17 protein-coding genes (1 of these 17 running past the window's edge) are annotated in these 17,955 nt (G+C 41.6%); 6 read left to right on the top strand and 11 right to left on the bottom strand.

The features are described 5' to 3' along the window. The 5 genes in view from bioA to FHG67_RS12790 are tightly spaced (at most 27 nt apart) and all read right to left on the bottom strand, a layout consistent with a single transcriptional unit that may run on beyond the window. On the bottom strand, positions 1-484 hold the start of the coding sequence (gene bioA, locus FHG67_RS12770) for an adenosylmethionine--8-amino-7-oxononanoate transaminase (RefSeq protein ID WP_004499898.1). 818 nt of this gene lie to the left of the window's left edge; only the first 484 of its 1,302 coding nucleotides appear in the window; it begins with the start codon at positions 482-484; its stop codon lies off the left edge, out of view. Next, positions 481-1,146, bottom strand: a complete 666-nt coding sequence (gene bioD, locus FHG67_RS12775) for a dethiobiotin synthase (RefSeq protein ID WP_004501443.1) — start codon at positions 1,144-1,146, stop codon at positions 481-483. The genes bioA and bioD overlap by 4 nt, the downstream gene beginning before the upstream one ends. Beyond that, entirely contained in the window at positions 1,146-2,276 is a 1,131-nt protein-coding gene (locus FHG67_RS12780; RefSeq protein ID WP_004501464.1) for an aminotransferase class I/II-fold pyridoxal phosphate-dependent enzyme, read from the bottom strand. The genes bioD and FHG67_RS12780 overlap by 1 nt, the downstream gene beginning before the upstream one ends. A gap of 19 nt (positions 2,277-2,295) precedes the next feature. Further along, positions 2,296-3,276 carry a malate dehydrogenase gene (locus tag FHG67_RS12785; protein ID WP_002623513.1) on the bottom strand — a complete coding sequence of 327 codons (981 nt, stop codon included), beginning with the start codon at positions 3,274-3,276 and terminating at the stop codon, positions 2,296-2,298. Between the two features lie 27 nt (positions 3,277-3,303). Beyond that, a complete protein-coding gene (locus FHG67_RS12790) occupies positions 3,304-4,350 on the bottom strand; it encodes a DsbA family protein (RefSeq protein ID WP_002623536.1) in 1,047 nt (348 codons plus the stop codon). A 272-nt stretch (positions 4,351-4,622) separates the two neighbouring features. Here FHG67_RS12790 and FHG67_RS12795 point away from each other — a divergent pair, with 272 nt between their 5' ends. Further along, positions 4,623-4,934, top strand: a complete 312-nt coding sequence (locus FHG67_RS12795) for a hypothetical protein (protein ID WP_004503530.1) — start codon at positions 4,623-4,625, stop codon at positions 4,932-4,934. Positions 4,935-5,001: 67 nt separating this feature from the next. Continuing rightward, complete coding sequence (locus FHG67_RS12800) at positions 5,002-5,592, top strand: hypothetical protein (RefSeq protein WP_172616532.1); 591 nt, start codon at positions 5,002-5,004, stop codon at positions 5,590-5,592. A gap of 22 nt (positions 5,593-5,614) precedes the next feature. Here FHG67_RS12800 and thrB read toward each other — a convergent pair whose 3' ends face one another. Then, on the bottom strand, positions 5,615-6,580 hold the full coding sequence (gene thrB, locus FHG67_RS12805; protein WP_036086726.1) for a homoserine kinase: 966 nt from the start codon (positions 6,578-6,580) through the stop codon (positions 5,615-5,617). Between the two features lie 234 nt (positions 6,581-6,814). Between thrB and FHG67_RS12815 the strand changes: the two genes are divergently transcribed. Then, complete coding sequence (locus FHG67_RS12815; RefSeq protein ID WP_004498232.1) at positions 6,815-8,290, top strand: sodium:solute symporter; 1,476 nt, start codon at positions 6,815-6,817, stop codon at positions 8,288-8,290. Here FHG67_RS12815 and FHG67_RS12820 read toward each other — a convergent pair. From FHG67_RS12820 to FHG67_RS12835, 4 genes are read right to left on the bottom strand one after another with little or no spacing between them, the layout of a single operon-like run. Beyond that, complete coding sequence (locus FHG67_RS12820) at positions 8,247-9,077, bottom strand: alpha/beta fold hydrolase (RefSeq protein ID WP_004499928.1); 831 nt, start codon at positions 9,075-9,077, stop codon at positions 8,247-8,249. The genes FHG67_RS12815 and FHG67_RS12820 overlap by 44 nt on opposite strands. Further along, entirely contained in the window at positions 9,065-9,997 is a 933-nt protein-coding gene (locus FHG67_RS12825; protein ID WP_002623519.1) for a hypothetical protein, read from the bottom strand. The genes FHG67_RS12820 and FHG67_RS12825 overlap by 13 nt, the downstream gene beginning before the upstream one ends. Positions 9,998-10,000: 3 nt before the next feature. Further along, a complete protein-coding gene (locus FHG67_RS12830) occupies positions 10,001-11,218 on the bottom strand; it encodes a pyridoxal phosphate-dependent aminotransferase (RefSeq protein ID WP_004498237.1) in 1,218 nt (405 codons plus the stop codon). 54 nt (positions 11,219-11,272) lie between these two features. Further along, positions 11,273-12,982, bottom strand: coding sequence for a DNA repair helicase XPB (locus FHG67_RS12835; protein WP_002623540.1), 1,710 nt, complete (start codon positions 12,980-12,982; stop codon positions 11,273-11,275). A 246-nt stretch (positions 12,983-13,228) separates the two neighbouring features. Here FHG67_RS12835 and FHG67_RS12845 point away from each other — a divergent pair. Next, a protein-coding gene (locus FHG67_RS12845; RefSeq protein ID WP_250185454.1) for an IS3 family transposase occupies positions 13,229-14,301 on the top strand; the annotation gives its coding sequence in 2 pieces (ribosomal slippage) (positions 13,229-13,466 and positions 13,466-14,301; 1,074 coding nt in all). Positions 14,302-14,397: 96 nt separating this feature from the next. Here the strand turns inward: FHG67_RS12845 and FHG67_RS12850 are convergent. Beyond that, entirely contained in the window at positions 14,398-15,297 is a 900-nt protein-coding gene (locus tag FHG67_RS12850) for an aldose 1-epimerase (RefSeq protein WP_002623493.1), read from the bottom strand. A 189-nt stretch (positions 15,298-15,486) separates the two neighbouring features. Here FHG67_RS12850 and sppA point away from each other — a divergent pair, with 189 nt between their 5' ends. Then, entirely contained in the window at positions 15,487-16,479 is a 993-nt protein-coding gene (gene sppA, locus FHG67_RS12855; RefSeq protein WP_004498119.1) for a signal peptide peptidase SppA, read from the top strand. A 39-nt stretch (positions 16,480-16,518) separates the two neighbouring features. Continuing rightward, positions 16,519-17,940 carry an MBOAT family O-acyltransferase gene (locus FHG67_RS12860; RefSeq protein WP_142499812.1) on the top strand — a complete coding sequence of 474 codons (1,422 nt, stop codon included), beginning with the start codon at positions 16,519-16,521 and terminating at the stop codon, positions 17,938-17,940. Positions 17,941-17,955: the final 15 nt, after the last annotated feature.

Here is a 17,955-nt window from a genome sequence, read left to right on the forward strand (position 1 = left end):
CCGTCGGAAACATCAGCCCTTGAAAAACCCGATTGAACACCGAATTTCCGCCTACGCTCATAGCTCCTATCGTATCTCCGTGATAGGAAGTATTAAACTTTATGAATGTTCTACGATCCGTTTCTCCCGTATTCTGAAAATATTGATATGCAAGTTTTATCATGATCTCGACGGCTGTGGAACCGTTGTCCGAGTAAAGAACCCTATGAAACAAACCATCCGTAATTTTTAAGAGTTTACTCGCGAGTTTTTCAGCCGGGTCGTGCGTAAATCCGGCAAGTAAAACGTGATCGAGTTTATCCAATTGATTTTTAACGGCTTGAATCATTTTAGGATGGTTGTGTCCGTGAATACTGACCCACCAAGAAGAAACCGCGTCTATATAAGAGTTTCCGTTTTCGTCATACAAAAATTCCCCTTTTGCTCTCTCGATCTTTAAGGGAGGATCGGGTTCGAACTGAAGCGTAAACGGATACCAAATCATACAAACATTTTCTTTATTATTTCGCACTGATCGAATCGGGAAAGGCATTCGATTTGAAAACGTTCCCGGCTCATTTTCTCTTTTGAATTTAGAAAGAAATTTCCAAGCAAAGGCACTCCGCTCCATTCCGTAATCGTTCGAATATTATCTTCCGTGGTTTTATCAGGAACACCTATGAAATAAATTCCTTTTAGATCAATCTTTCGATTTTGCACAGCTTCGATTGAAAGAAGGGTTTGATTGATCGCACCCAAAGAAACAGGAGCCACTAAAATAAGAGGAATATCGGATTGTCGGATCAATTCCAGGGTAAGAATTTTTCGAGTTAACGGAACGAGCAGACCACCAGCTCCTTCCACGATGATTTTTTCGTCTCGAATGCTGTAGAGATGTCTGGAAAGTTCATCCGAATCGATCTCAATCCCTTCCAATTCGGAAGCATAATGGGGAGATCCAGCAAAAGACAAGGAATAATAGTTTTTGAGAAAATAACTTTCGTGAAGACCCGTAAGATTCATCAAAGCGACCCGATCGCTATCATGTCCGGTTTGAACAGGTTTGAAATACTTGAGCCCTAAGGACTTTCCGTATTTTCCCAAGATGAGAGAACTAAAGAGAGTTTTACCTATATCCGTTCCAGTAGCTCCGATAAATACTGCCATCAGAACTCCGGCAAAAGAGAAATCAATTTTTCTAATACAGATTCCGTCGTATCGGAATGAATACTGATTCGAAGTCTGGGAACACTCACGGTCGGAGGACGAATCGCTTTAACATAAAGTCCGTTGTTTTTACAAATTTCTGCGGAATCCAAAACGGTTCTTTCGGAAGGAAATAGAATGGGAACAATCTGAGATTCTGAAGTCGTCTTCGGATAATTTTTCACCTCAAGAGAAATACGAAAGCGATCCGCGCGTTTTAAAAGATCCTCTCTTTCCTTCTTCATGGACCGCACGATTGAAATGGAAGTCGGAACCGCATGTGCGATCGCAGGCATAGGCGCCGTAGAATAAATAAAGGTCCGCATCTTATTGATCAGAAACTCTTTTCCGATCCGGGAAGTTCCAATCCAAGCACCTTCCAAACCCAAAGACTTCCCGCCCGTATAAGTAATAAAATCCACCTCTTCCATTCTTTCGGGACCTAAAACCTGAGCCACTCTACCTTCTCCACTTTGCCCAAAAACTCCGATTCCGTGAGCATCATCCAAAATCAAAACCGCGTCATATTTATTTTTGAGATAAAGAAGATCCAAAATCGGCGCGAAATCTCCATCCATACTGAAAACGCTTTCGGATATGATAATCTTTTCCTTTTTTTTGGATTTCCGGAGAAGCTCTTCGAGATGATTTAAGTTTAGATGTTTATAATATGTTTTTTCTGCGCCCGAAAGACGAATCCCGTCCAAAATCGAAGCGTGATTGAGTCGATCCGTGAAAATCTCCGACTTCGCATTCGCGATACAAGAAATCAACCCTAGATTGGCGGCATAACCATTGGCAACCCACAGAGAAGCTTCCGTTCCAACCCATTCGGAGCAAGTTTGTTCCGCAATTTCAAAGGAATTTCTATGTCCACAGACCAATCTGGAAGCGCCGGAACCGGCCCCGTAAAGATCCAAACCTTCTTTCAGACTTTCGACAAGCTTAGGGTGGCGGGTAAGACCAAGATAATCGTTAGAGGATAAATCAACCCCAAAAGGAACTTCCAGGGATCGAAAAAGAAAATTCTCTTTCAGAGATTTCAAAACAAAAGAGGTTTTCTGAAGAAACGTAGACGGATTCAGGTTCAAAAAACCTCTCTTTTGAATTCTATAACATTTCCTTCACTTCATTTCTTTCCGAAATGAGTTCATCGTGAGTGATTTTGAATTTTTCCTTCGCAAAATCGTTGAATGAAAGGCCCTGGACGATTTCCACTTTTTTTCCGTCCGACTTCAAAGGAAATCCGAAGATCAATCCTTTTTCAGTTCCGTAAGATCCGTCGGAAGCGATAGCCGCCGAAAAGGCGTCTCCGGAGACGGTCGGAGTGATAATTGCACGAACGGTATCCACAACCCCGTTTGCCGCACTTGCCGCTGAGGACGCCCCTCTCGCTTTGATAATCTCAGCTCCCCTTTGTTGAACATTTTTAATGAAATCACCCTTTAACCATTCATGATCGGAAATTACGTCAGTGACCGGTTTACCGGAAATTTTTGCATTGTAGAAATCAGGATATTGGGTAGAAGAATGGTTTCCCCAAATTCCCAAATGGGTTACCTCTTTTACCGAGACGCCCGCTTTGGAAGCAAGCTGCGACTTCGCTCTGTTTTCATCCAGTTTAGTCATTGCGAACCAACGATCCGCTGGTATTCCTTTTGCGTTGTTCATTGCGATCAGACAATTCGTATTACAAGGGTTACCAACCACGAGAACTCTTACATCGGAGGCAGCGTTCTTTTCGATCGCCTTTCCCTGATTTACGAAAATTCCTCCGTTAATTTTGAGAAGATCCGCTCTTTCCATTCCCGCCTTTCTAGGAACGGAACCGACTAACAACGCCCAATTGATATCCTTAAAAGCAGTATCCAAATCGGAAGAAACGGTTACTTTTTGCAGAAGAGGAAATGCGCAGTCTTCCAGTTCCATAATCACACCTTTTGCCGCGGGTAGCACCGCTTCTAACTCAAGCATTTGAATTTCCACCGCAGTATCGGTGCCGAACATCTGTCCGGAAGCGATTCTAAAAAGAAGCGAATATCCAATTTGTCCCGCAGCGCCTGTAATAGCGACCTTCACCGTCTTACCCATATTTTGACTAGCTCCTATTTTCCAATTTTAATTTTTAAGTTCCTGATCGATCACTTTCGTAAACGCTTCCATCGGTTGCGCGCCTTCTATCATAATTCCATTGATAAAAAAAGCGGGAGTTCCACTGACACCGTATTTTTCACCTTCGGCTATATCAGCCTCCACTTCTTTACGAACCGAGGCATCGTTCACACATTGGCTGAACGTTTTCATATCGAGACCCAAGCCTCTTGCCAAATCCAAAACTCGTTCTCTCGAAAGGTTTCCGGAGTTATCAAAAAGCACTTTGAAAAATTCCCAGTATTTGCCCTGAGATGTGGAACAATTTGCGGCGATATGCGCAAACATTGCGTTTGGGTGAAAAGAAAGCGGATAATCTCTAAATACCCAACGAATCTGATCCTTGTATTTTGCCCTTAACTGAGCGTTCACATCCTGACTTCTTTTGCAAAAAGGACATTCAAAATCGGAAAACTCGATGACGGTAACTTTTGCGTTTTCCGGTCCGATGGAAGGGTTGTTACCCGCAACAATCGTATCGTCTCTGAGAGGAGGCAACTCTTTGACTTTTACGGAAATATTGTATTGATTTCGGAGTTCAGAAAAAAGAGAATTTCTCGCTTCTTCCTTCTTTTGGGAAATAAGATGATTTTCAATTTCGGTTTTAACCTGATCGAAAGACTTGCCTTGAAGCGCTGGAGAATTTTTATATTGCTCATAGATAGCGCGCATTTCCTCGACGCTCGGAGGTTGGATCGAAGGTTCTAAAAGATCTTTTTCGGAAACTTTTCGCTCTTTTGCGGCGAGTGAAACTACCTTTTTGCTCGCAAATTCGGAAAGTACACGGTAAAGACGATCGTTCGTTTCCGCATAAAACTTACGAGCGACTCGAGGATTGTCTTTTTCGACATCTTTGATGGTATAATTTTTACCGTTAATTTGAACGAATCCATCCGAAGAAAAATAAGCAACAAGCGGAAAAATTGTAAGCAGGATGTAGATAAAAAAAACGGCTGAGAGAATGAGAATAGGCCTGAATTCTCTTGCTTTTAATTTTTCGATTATGTCTTGCATGGAACCATTCCCCTCCAAAGGTTGAGAAACAGCGACTTAGTTTCCCTTACTGCCAATTTAGAAATTCGAGGCAGAGTGGCAAACGATAAATTCAGACTCTTTTTTTCACTCTTCTCTGAAATTTTTCTTTCTCTTTGGGCTTTGAGATTCCGATGGAAAATAATTCTAAAGAAATAAAAAATCCGAAAAAAAGCTAAAGTGAATCCTCTATTACCGATAGTTTTAGTAGAGAGATTTTCGGATCAATCCGGATTTCAAGGAGGTTCGGGTTTATGAATGTAACAGGAATTTCAATCCAATCTTTTTCGTTTTCCTGGCCCCAGTTTAGCAAAGAAGTGGAACCGGAAATACAAACCCAAGAAAAGGACGCAAAAATTCCAGAATCGATTCCGCGGGCAAAACCCAAATCGACAGTGAATGAAATCAAACCGGAAGAGCTTGTCATGAAACCTTCCCCCGTATCCTTTGAAGAAAGAATGAATCAGGTAATCAGTCCCGAACAGATGAAAGACCTTCTTTCCATGATGGTACGTTCCAGAATGAGTGAAAATCCGACCGACCACAAAATCGACGTAAAAAGATAGAGAAGAAAATTTGTTTTTTATTCCCGGTCTCATCTACACAGTCGGTTTAGACGTTTTTTTGATCTCCATGGGTTTGATCGCGTTTACCGGTCTCGCCTTTCTATTTTTCAAGGAAATCATCTATCCCGCGATAAAAAAAGAAAGCGCCGGAGTCGGGAGTCCTCCCGAAGAAGGAGATAGATTTTTACTAGTAGTTTCCGAAAGTCAGAGGAACGTTCGATTCAGCATTGGTCAAACGTCCGGAAACATTCGAACCTACTGCAATGCGATCTCCGACAATCATCTTGTATTTAATCTAAAAAAAGCGAAAGATTCGGAAGATTATGAAATTCAAATATTACGGAATTCTTTCGTATTGTTCAAACCTCCTGGAATGCCTACGTTCTCCAAAATGGAATCCGCGGAAAAACTGGATAGTTACGAAGTGATCGGTAAAAACGCGGACTTTCGAATTTCAGACAAGGTGGTCAAAGAAAGAATGATCCAATATTTCGAAATCAGTCTTTCCTCTGAATTTTTTATCAATAATTTCGGAAAAGAAAGAATGCGATTCATTTTCACGATCACAAAAATACATCCCGGTCTCAATCGAAGAACTCCGGTTAAAAAAGGGTTATATGGATTTGGGAAAGAAGAAAAGGAAGAACCGGAGGAATAGATTGATTTTAGTGCGTATCACTTTATAAAATTTGAATATTTTTCCAGGATTCTAAAATTCCGTCCTCCTCCACTTTTAAGGAAAGGAGTTGACAATCGAAATGAGTTTTTTGAACGAACTCGGCGACTTTTTCTTTGAGAATCTTTTCTATTCGAACCGCTTTGTTTCTCTCGGAAAACAAAAGAACGGAAGGACCGCTTCCGGAAAGCGAATGTCCGATTAAATTTTTACTTATCTCGGTCAAAAGAGGCTTCAGTTCAAACCCGGAATGTATTCGATACGGAGTATGAATTCGATCTTCCAAAGCGAGTTTCAAAAGAGAAATTTTACCCGAATCTAAAAATTCCATCCATGTAGCGATACGGCTCATATTAAAAATCACATCCTCGGCGGAATAAGAACCGGGAAGAGCTTTTCTAGATTGATGTGTGGACGTTTCCAAATTCGGTACGATCAAAAAACAACGTATCTTCTTTGGAAATTTCTTTTTGACATATTCCAAACGGTTTCCATTGAAATAGGCAAATACAAAACCGCCCAAATAAGCAGGGATCGTATTATCCGGATGTCCTTCGATCTGACCGAGATGAAACAGAAACTCGTTTTCTTTAGGGAGAGGAATCCTAGAATAAAAATTCTTATGTGCAAATCTCGCGGCACAAACTCCGGCTACGGCCGCACTCGCACTAGAACCAAGCCCCCCTTTTATCGGAAGTTCTAGATCCATAAGTAGGGAATATGGGAGCGGTTCAATGCCAGGTAAAAATCTTTTAAAATAGGATCGGTACGAAAATAGAACAAGATCCTCATCGGGACCGAAAGGAAGTGTCTCCATCCCTTTTACAGAGGTTTTGAATTCCCTTTCGGGAACGAATTGAAAGTGAAATCGGTTATAGACCCGAAACGCAAGACCAAAAAGATCAAAACCCGGTCCTAAATTGGCCGAGGTTCCCGGAACCCGAATGGAATATTGTCGAATCGAAGACATAAAAAAATGAAGGCAGATCGACAAAACGATCGTAAAAAGCTACGACCACAATTTCTCTACGAATCAAACCGTCATTTGATTTTCGCCTTCCGAAATCCAGATTTTCGAATCGATTCACTTCAAATAACTGTAAAAACGAAATACATGAGTGATGCTCAATTCCGAAATGTTAAGAAGCGGATTCTAAGGGAAAAAGAGTTTTCTTGATCTTATCGGAGCGCATTCTGCCTGATTATGCACTTTTCAGTTTTGGATCTAATCGTTCTGCTTTTGTACATAGCATTGGTTCTTTTTTCTGGATGGCTCACTTCCAGAAAAAAAGACAAAGATTCCTCTTCTTATTTTCTCGCGGGTAAAGAAATTTCCTGGATCGCGTTGAGTTTTTCGATTGTTGCCACAGAAACTTCAACTCTTACCTTTTTGAATATTCCTGGACTGAGTTATTCTGGCAATCTCGCCTTTCTCGGGCTCGGTTTGGGTTTTGTTTTGGGAAGAATCATCGTAGCCGAACTTTTTATTCCAATGTATTACAAATCTGGATTTATTTCCGTGTACGAATGGGTGGGAATCCGTTACGGAAAAATTTCCCAAAAAACGGTTACCTTTCTTTTTAAACTCACTCGAATCTTAGGAGATGGAGTGAGAATGTACGCATCCGCGATTCCGGTCGCGATCCTATTGAAAATGTTCTTAAAACAATACAGTGCGATGGAGATAGTGACTCGTAACGCAGAAATTCTGAGCCTTCTTTTAATTTCGGGAATTACGGTTCTTTATACGGTTCAAGGTGGGTTTCGTTCCGTAGTTTGGGTGGATTCGATTCAATTTTTAATTTACGTTGCGGGAGGAATCTTTACATTTTTCTATTTAGGAAACTTACTTGTAGAAAAAGGTTTCAACGTTTCCGACCTGATTCAGAATGCGTTTCAGGCAAATAAGTTCAAAATTTTCGAATGGAATGATTTTTCTTCCGCATACTTTGCACCGATTGCGATTTTAGGAGGAATTCTTTTGACTTTAGGAACCCACGGAGTGGATCAGATGTTCGTACAAAGAGTTCTTGCTTGCCGATCCGAATCGGATGCCAAGAAGGCGATGATCTTTTCGGGAGTTTTTGTTTTCTTTCAGTTCGTATTATTTTTAAGCATCGGAATTTTATTATATTTTTATTATGAAGGTTTCGTTATTCCCCAAGATAAGGTTTTTTCCAAATTCATTATGGAAGAAGTACCTTCTCCGATCACTGGATTTTTGTTGGCCGCCATTTTGGCTTCCGCAATGTCTACCTTATCGAGTTCGATCAATTCGCTTTCCTTAACGACCAAGGTAGACTTAGGAATTGATAGGTTCGGTTCGGGAACATTGAGTTTATTTTGGGGAACGATTCTTCTTTTAAGTTCCCTCCTTCCGCTCTTTTTAACAACGGGAAAAACGGGTCTAGTGGAACTAGGTTTGTCGATCGCTTCCTATACGGTCGGTCCGATTATCGCGATTTTTTTAAGCGGGAAAATCCGAAGATTTTCTTATATGCAGAATTTAAAAGATAGTTTCGCGTCTCTGTCCATAGGATTGACTCCTGTTCTGACTTTGATCTTCGGAAAATGGACCGGCTTCGGTTTTACTCTGCTCGTTCCTTTTGGAATCGGAACCTGTTTCTTGATTGGATTCAGTTTATTGCGAATTCAGAATCGTCCAATTTCTCAAAAATAGATTCTAAAATTCTTTTAAACTCAGACATCTTCGTGAAGTGGATATAATGATCCCCACCCGGAATTGCGTAAAATTGAGAGTTCGGGAAAAAATTTCGAGTAAGTTCAATATCTTCCTTACGAAAATATTCCGAAGCTCCGCCGGTTATAAAATACGTTTGCCCCGAATACGGACTTTCTACATATCTGCTGAAAAAATCCTGCAACAGTCTGGGAGAATTTGCAATCCCCTCTACGTTCAGCTTCCATCGATAACCGCCGTTTTCAAGTCGTTCCAAATTCATCTCTAAAAAGTTTCTAATAAACGAATCGGGAAGAATTTCCGTCAAAGCCGCATCAATCTCCTGTCTGGATTTAAAACCGGAAACGTCAGTCCGAAGACAAGCAAGCTCGCTCTCATAATGAAACGGATAATCCTTAGGTGCGATATCCTCCACAAATAATAAAGACGGAATATTCTGATTTTTTAATGCAAAGCCCATCGTCACGAGCCCGCCCATGGAATGCCCCAAGATCGCCGGTTTTTCGATTTTTTGCTTTGTAATCCATACTTCCAAGTCTTCCACCATAGAAGCAAGAGAATGCTCGCTCGAATGAGGAGAATCTCCGTGATTTCGAAGATCCATCAGATAAACGTCTGCATATCGACTTAGAAAATCGCCCGCGCTTAACCAATTTTTAGAGGAACCGAAAAGTCCGTGTAAAACTAAAATCGGGCCACAAATCGGAGAAAAAAACTTCCCGCTTTGAAAATCAATCTTACGAAAACTTAAATCTACTGCAGGCATTCTTTCTGGATTTTTTTGAGAAAACCGTGGTATTTTTTGCCGTATCGATAAGGAAGAAATTGCAAATCTCTGCGAAAAGACTCATAGATTTCCTTCCGCGCTTCTCCCTTGCCGCATTGAATCGTTTCGAGATCTTTTGTTAAGACTTCGAATCTTTTGGAAATCTGATTGGCAAATATGCTCGCATAGTTTCCGTTCGGATTGAGTTGCAGATAACGAATCCTTCTCTTTCTTTCGTCGCCGATAAAACAAAAAACGTCCCTTTTACAATTTGCCTCCGGAGTGTGTTTGACTCCTAAAAATGCGGCAAAATCTCCGGGGCCCTTGTCTTTGAATTCTTCCGCGATCTTCCAGAATACATTCGGATTGATTTTTGCATGGGTTCCTTTTTCTCCGGGAATGATGTCCTCGGGGTTTTTGGAAAGATATCCTAGTAACTTGGATTCCATACGTTTGTTTTCGCCTTCTTGCAATATTTCTAATATTCTGGACAAAACGATCGCCCTTCTGATTTTTAGATAAAGATATTCGTCCGAATGATAAATCCCGTTTTCTTCCAGGGAATTTAAGTAGTGAAAAACGGATTCGAATTCGTTGAGGCCGGTACTCGCAGAATATAACATACGATCGATGGAACGTAAAACCGTCTTATACGCGCCCTTTCCCTCCAAATCGAAAAGCACTTGGGCCTCCACCCAACCGCTCAATCCGGAAGAATCGGATACGAAACGAAAGTTACGATCGTTTTGTTTTTCGTTTTTGCTCTGAACGATTTCCCCAAAACCTAGGCGACGAAGAATTTCCGATTTTTTATCCGGAAATAAATAAAGGGGGGAATTCGGCTTAAGAACCAACCGATCCCCTCCCCAAAGATACGGGACAGCCATAAAAAAGATGAGGACCAGAACGATCCGTCTCATTGTTTACTTGCTCAGATCCCGTATCATTTCGGCGATTCTTTCGACTCCGCGTTTTATATCCGTTTCACCCATCGCATAGGAAAGTCTAAGAGCGTGGTCTTCTCCGAAGGCGATTCCCGGAACTCCCGCTACTTTATACTTTTCTAATAGAACACTGCAGAAGATTTTACTCAGAGATGTTTCAGAAGTTTCCTTTTTTAGTTTTTCAAAACCTGGAGTTTTATATACTTCCGTTAAATACGGAAACACATAGAACGCTCCTTGGGGATGATTGCATTTCACACCCGGAATTGAATTTAAAAGGGAAACGATCAAATTTCTTCTCTCTTCAAAAGCCTTTCTCATCTCTTCCACACAAACCTGATCTCCTGCAATCGCTGCTTCCGCCGCCGCTTGGGAAACCGAAGAAGGATTGGAAGTGGACTGACTTTGAATCGTTTCCATATTCTTTACGATGTCGATATCGCCCGCGCCGTAACCGATTCTCCAACCGGTCATGGAATAGGTTTTGGAAACCCCGTTGACGATAAAAGTTTGTTTTTTAAGTTCGGGAGACAACATTGCAAGATTGGAAAACGTAAATCCGTCGTAGACGATCTTTTCATAGATATCGTCACTCATCACTTGAATTCCAGCAGAAAGTACGATTTCTCCCAAAACTTCCAAATCCTTTTTAGAATAACCGGCCCCCGTCGGATTGGAAGGGGAATTTAAGATCAAACATTTTGTCTTAGGAGTGATCGCCTTCTTCAATTGCTCCGGAGTGATTTGAAAGTTACTTTCCGGAGTGGTAGTAACAATCACAGGGACGCCCTCCGCCAAACGAACGATATCCGCATAACTGACCCAATACGGCGCCGGAATAATGACTTCGTCTCCCGCGTTTAAAGTTGCCAAAAAATAATTGTAGATAACTTGCTTTCCGCCCGTTCCAGCGATGACTTGATTTTTTTCGTAATTGAGCCCGTTATCTCTCTTGAATTTATGAACGATGGCTTCTTTAAGTTCAACCGTTCCAGAAACAGCCGTATAACGCGTCATTCCCTTATCAATCGCTTTCTTTGCGGCGTCTCTGATATGGGACGGAGTTTCGAAATCGGGCTCCCCAGCTCCGAAACTGACAATATCTTCTCCCTTTTTTTTCAACTCGTTCGCCTTAGCGGTAATCACGAGTGTGGGAGAAGGTTCGATGACGTTCAGCCTTTTTGCGCTGAGATCCATTCTGTTCCCCTTTTTATATTTTTGACTTTGATTCTTTTTTTCTAACGGAAAGAATCAGACATTGTTCAGTTGCAGCTGAGCCAATTCTTCCTGAGCTTCTCTAAATTGATCCAAAGTATAAATTTCGTATTCGTATCCCTGTTCGGTGAGAAACAACTGGCGATTCTGACCGAAACGCTCCTCATTCGTATCCCTCGATATAAGAGAATAAAATACGGCCGTGTTATCATGTCCCTTGGGTCTCAGAATTCGGCCCAATCTCTGTGCCTCTTCCTGTCTAGAACCGAAAGTGCCCGAAACCTGAATCGCAATATTCGCATCCGGAAGATCGATCGAAAAGTTTGCCACCTTACTGACTACGAGAGACTTGATCTTACCGGAACGAAAAGAATCGTACAAAGTCTGTCTCTCCGGAAGCGGAGTTTTACCCGTAATCAAAGGAATATTAAATTTCTTTGATATTTCTTCCAACTGATTGATATATTGTCCGATCACAAGCAAATGAGACTCGGAATGTTTTTTCATGATGAGATCGATTGCTTTCATCTTTTCTGGATTTTCGGAAGCGAGTCTGAACTTCTCGCGGTCGTCCGCAATGGAATACTTCAAGCGTAGATCATCTTCCATACTCACTCGGATTTCCTTACACTTCGCCTCCGCGATCCAAGATTTACTTTCGAGCTCCTTCCAAGGAACGTCGTATTTTTTCGGCCCAATAAGAGAGAATACGTCTTCTTCCAGACCATCTTCTCTTACGAGAGTCGCGGTCAGTCCGAGTCTTCTTTTTGCCTGAAGCTCAGAAGTCATTCGGAACACCGGAGCGGGAAGCAGATGGACCTCGTCGTAAACGATAAGTCCCCAGTTATTCGCACTGAATAGATGAAAATGTGTAAAATCCCCGCCCTTCTTTTTTCTATGGGTGAGAATGTTGTACGTCGCGATTGTAATTGGACGGATTTCTTTGACTTCACCGGAATATTCCCCGATGTCCTCGGGAGGAATATCGGTTTTATCCAAAATTTCGTTTCTCCACTGACGGATCGAAAGTGTGTTCGTAACCAAAATCAAGGTCTCGGCTCCGACGATTTGCATTACACCAATTCCCACGATGGTCTTACCGGCCCCGCAAGGAAGTACCACAACGCCAGAACCTCCCTCGTTACCGCCTCCCGCATGGAATACTTCCACACAGGCTCTTTGGTAATCTCGCATCCCAAACTTTTTACCGGTGTTACTCGTAGGTTTCAGGTTAAAGCCGTATTTATTTCCCTCGTCGTAACCGGCAAGATCTTCCACGGGAAAACCGATTTTGATCAACGCTTGTTTTATGTGACCGCGGTATTCTTTTTTGATATAAATTTTATCGGGAAAAACAGTTTCAATAAACGGTTGTACCGCTCTATGATTTCCGATCTCTTGAAGAAATCCTTTTTCATTCGATAGGATTGCAAGCTCTCCAGACTCTTCCTTGACGAGTTTTACCTTACCGTACCTACTAATCTGTTCGCGGATTTCATTTACGATGTTTTTCGGGACGGAATATCTGGAAAACTTCTCCAAACATTCTACAATTTCATCCGCAGTCATTTTGATCGATGCCGCATTCCAAAGGGAAAGTGGAGAAATTCTGTATGTGTGAAGGTATTCCGGACTTTTTTCTAACTCAGCAAATTTGGAAACTATACTTTGGCAGGCTTCAAATTCCGGATTATCTACCTCCAAAAGCATAGTTCTATCACTCTGAACGATTAAGGGTTTACTCATTTGTGTCTGGTTTCCTGTTTGTTTAGACTGAAAATCGACCCCTTTCTGTCAAGAAGAATGCGAACATAAGAATCCTCACGGAATTTATCGAAAACCCGTAGAAGCTTTTGAGTTACTCCCGAGTTTTCTCAATATGTCATAACATCTTTTTCATTCCATCGACAAAGAATCTGACCTAGCCCCCGAATTTAGAACCAATTAGAATGTTTGAAATCCTCTGAAAAGCATATAATTTTGGAGGAAAATATGAAGAAACGTTTCAGTGAAGATCAAATTCACAAGATATTGAAGGAATCGGAATCAGGGGCATCGACCTCTGATGTTTGTCGTAAGTATGGAATCAGCGGAAATACTTTTTACCGTTGGCGTTCGAAATACGGAGGTTTAGAACTGAGCGATCTGAAGCGAATGAAGACTTTAGAGGAAGAGAACAGTAAGCTAAAGAAACTATATGCAGAATTAGCTTTAGAAAATGAAGCGATCAAGATGTTACTCGAAAAAAAGTGGTGAGCCGCGAGCAGAAACGAGAGGCAGTTATGTTGATCAAAACGAAACTTGGAGAACGAAAATCCTGTCGTCTCTTGCAAATTTCCAGAACCGTCTTTCGGTATCGTTGCGGACTTCAAGACAAAAACAAGGAATTAAAGGATCGAATTCGTTCTTTAGCGTATAAACATAGAAGAGCGGGATATAGGCAGATCCATTCTTTCATTCGTCAAGGAGAGCATGTAAATCATAAACGAATCTATCGCCTGTATTCCGAATTGGGCTTAAAATACCGAATCAAGCGAAAACGAAAGAGGCTGTCATTGCCTACTGTTCCAAAGATTGTTCCTAAGAAATCGGAGGAAAGATGGTCAATGGATTTCATGTCGGATTCGCTCTATTCGGGAAGAAGATTCAGAATTTTGAATATTATCGATGACTTCGGTCGATTCGCAGTCGTAACGAAGGCGGAATTCTCAATTACTTCAGAAAGATTAGTAAGGATTTTGAATGAAGTATCCGAAGTCCGTAGTCTACCAAAACAAATTGTTGTGGATAATGGTCCCGAATTCACATCAAAAACATTTTTACGATGGGCTTTCGAAAAAAGAGTCGATATTCATTTTATCACACCGGGCAAGCCTACTGAAAATGCCTTCATCGAGAGCTTTAACGGAAAAATGCGAAACGAATGTTTAAATGAAAATTGGTTTAAAGATATCGAAGAAGCCCGGCGCCTCATCGAAGAGTGGAGAATCTTCTACAATTCAGAAAGGCCACATAGCTCACTCGGGGGATTAACTCCGGAGGAATATTTAAGACGCTCTGCTTAAGAGGATTTTCACACATTACGCTGGTACTAAAAATGGGGGCATGTCAAATCGAAGAATACAGAAAGTGATTTCTTTCGCGGAAGTTCTAAGAAAAGATCACAGTATGGAAAGCAGAATTTGAAAACTTCCGCTCTTTTCTTCTTCCGGAAGAACAGTCGTCAAAGCAAAATCGTTTAAAAACGCATTCCCCGGAGCGCTCATCGGTTCGATTGCGATTCGATTTCCCGCAAAGTCCGTATAAATTTGAAAATACGAAAGCCGTATATCGTTTCCCCTCGAAACGTTCGATCGAATTCGAACTTGATAGGAATCATCCGGAACTTCCAATAACACCCACGCATCTTCTCCAAAAAATAAAGAATCCAACACGGGGATATTCTTCAAAGTAAATCGATCCGTTTTCGTTCCGTAAATGGGATAAACCGGAGTTAAATCTTCTTGTAAGGGAATCTGTTTCCTAAGGTTAGACCGGAGAAGACACTGATCGGATTTCATTCTAAAATAAGGATGATAACCGTAACAAAATCGGAACGGATAAGAATTGAGATTTAAAAAAGAAGTTTCGAGAGTAAGAACTTCTTCGTTCAAAATTCTCCTCAGTGAATACGTTTCCCGAACGATTACCTTCCCCAAAGAAGATCCTAATAAAATTTCTTCCGGACAAAGTTCGAACTCAATCAAATCATTCGTCTTTCGAACGATCCTGCGTTTCCAAGAATAGGCAAGCCCATGAGAAGGGTATCCGTTCCTATCTTTAGTTCCGATAGAAGAAAGTGAAATCCACTCTTCTCCTAAACGAATCCGATCATCGGCGTGACGATTGACCCAAGGATACATCAAATACGAACCGGAACAAAAAAACGGTTCTTTTGCGTCATACCCGGAAATAATCTCAAGCCATTCGCCACTTAAGGAATGCCTCCAACTCCAGGAAAGAATTTGTTCCCCGTTATCCGTAAATTTTAATCGGGAACAATCGCTAAAAATTTCCGACACTTCCGCACACTTCCTGAAAATTCCGAATCTTTTCCATCTATTTTTGGACTCCCTCGTTTTAATATCGCATGTAGAATTCCTGAACATTCAAAGCCTGGCCGCGAATCATTCAAAAGTGTTCCTTTAAAATAGATGGAAAGGAATTGAAAGCCTGTTCAACTAGGGAAAACTGACGGTAGGAGAATTCCTTTGAAACACTCGATTCTAACTTGGACCCATATTCTTTTTTTAAGTCTTTTTCTTTCCAATTGTTATATTCCGGTAAATGCGAACTTAGGCGCTCCCTCCTCGAAAACCGCTGAATTGAGGGAAAAACTCCTCTCCGGTAAAAACGAAGACAAAATTCTCATCATTCCCATAGACGGGGTAATCAGCGACGAAGGAGAAAAAACCTTTTTCGGAGGCCAAGAAGATTCGATCTTAGCCGGAGTCAAAAAACAACTCGAACTCGCCGAACTGGATCCAGAGATCAAAGCCGTGATCTTGAAAATCAATTCACCAGGAGGTTCAGTAACCGCAAGCGACATTCTTTACAAAGAGATTCTTAAATTTAAAGCGAAAAAGAAAATTCCTGTGGTCTCTTTGTTTATGGATACTGCGGCGAGCGGTGCGTACTATATTTCGATGGCGACCGATCTCATAATCGCACATCCTACTTCCGTAACCGGTTCCATCGGAGTGATTCTTTCCGGAATCAATGTGAAAGAGGGTTTGGACAAACTCGGAGTTAAGGACCAGTCGATCCGTTCCGGAGGAAATAAAACCATCGGCTCTCCCTTGGAAGATCTATCTCCCGAACAAAGAAAATTGCTTCAATCTATCGTGGACGATCTATTCGAAAAATTCTTCGAAGTCGTAAAGAACGGAAGACCCGGAAAAAATCCCGCTGAACTTCGTAAGATTGCCGACGGAAGAATTTTCACCGCGTCTCAGGCCCTCGGGCACGGGCTAATCGATAAGATTGGTTATTTTGACAACGCGGTTCAAGAGACGATGGCCCTCCCGAGTTACAGGAAAACTCCGGGAAGCAACAGCCCGAGAATCATTTACTATTCTCAGAGCACGGATAAAAGAGCGAACTTTTATCAGATTCAATCTCCCGAGTTAAGACAGGATTCCACGATCTCGAAAATTCTCGGAACAGGAAGACAGGTTCGTTTTCTATACATCTGGTCTTACTAAGTTCCATTAGAAATTTAGAATCCATTTTCCGGTATATCAATGTTATTCAATTCTTTACCCTTTCTTTTCTTATTTCTAATCACATATTTGATCTACTGGAACGTAGACGGACCCGCGAAAAAAAGAGTACTTCTCGTTTCGTCGATCATATTTTACGGATATTCCCACATTGCGTTTTTGATTCATTTTCTTCTCGTGATCGGAATGAATTATTATTTCTCGCTCAAACTCTGGAAAAACAGGGAAAATGGAAAACCGACAGGTCAACTTCTGAAGTGGGCGGTTCTTGTAAACGTAGTCAATCTCGCTTTCTTCAAATATTATTATTTTTTAATGGATTTCATGGGTTCCCTTACGGGAATGGAATTTTGGCAAAAACTCGGAACCTCAGTCGAAATTCTTCTTCCTTTAGCGATCAGTTTCTATACGTTTCAGCTGATCGCCCTCCAAGTGGACATCCACAGAGGAATCATTCCGCAAAAAATCGGCGCAAACGATTATTTTTTATTCATCCTATTCTTTCCCCAATTGATCGCGGGTCCAATCATGAGATCGACCGACTTCTTGCCAAAACTCGATCATCCCGAGATCGACAAACATAGGATGACACAAGGGATCTTTTTATTGATCTTCGGTCTGTTTAAAAAATCGGTTCTCGCAGATTCCATCGCCGGGATCATATCTCCTCTTTATCTAGAGCCGGGGGAATATCATGCGGCCTCCGTTTATATTTCGATCCTCAGCTTTGCTTGTCAGGTTTACTGCGATTTTTCCGGTTATACCGACATAGCCCGAGGCTCCGCATTCCTACTTGGATACGAGATTCCGGAAAACTTCCGCGGTCCTTTTTTATCCCTCTCTTTTCGCGAATTTTGGGGCAGATGGCACGTGACTCTTTCCACTTGGTTACGAGATTACATCTACATTCCTCTCGGCGGAAGCAAAAAGGGAGAATTTAGATCCCAGTGGAATATGTTTCTTACGATGTGTCTGGGAGGGCTTTGGCACGGAGCCAATATCGCATTTGTTCTTTGGGGAGCGTATTTGGGTTTGATCCTTGCGGTGGAAAGAATCTTAGAACCAAAACAAGTTGAGAAAATTGGCTCAGGTTCTTCCAAAATAGTCCGACTATTGAGAACCGCAGTGACTTTGAACTTATTCGCGTTTTCAGGTATTTTCTTCCGAGCGGGCTCTGTGGGAAAGAATTCGGTTCCGTTTTTGCTGGATCTGATCGGCGGTTTTAAGAACTTTTTTTCCGGAAAAATTCTCCCTCGTTGGGAAGAACTGCTTCTGTTTATATTTTTAACCATCGGCTTAAATTCTTTTCAGTATTTTCCACAACTGATGGAAAAGATTGAAAAACGTTCCAAAATCTTAATTCCCGCTTTGAGTATCCTATTACTTCTACTTCTGGGAGTTTTCGGAGACGGCGGTGGGGAATTTATTTACTTTCAGTTTTGAAACCTCCCTTTAAAA

This window comes from Leptospira weilii, from assembly GCF_006874765.1.
Lineage (GTDB): Bacteria > Spirochaetota > Leptospiria > Leptospirales > Leptospiraceae > Leptospira > Leptospira weilii.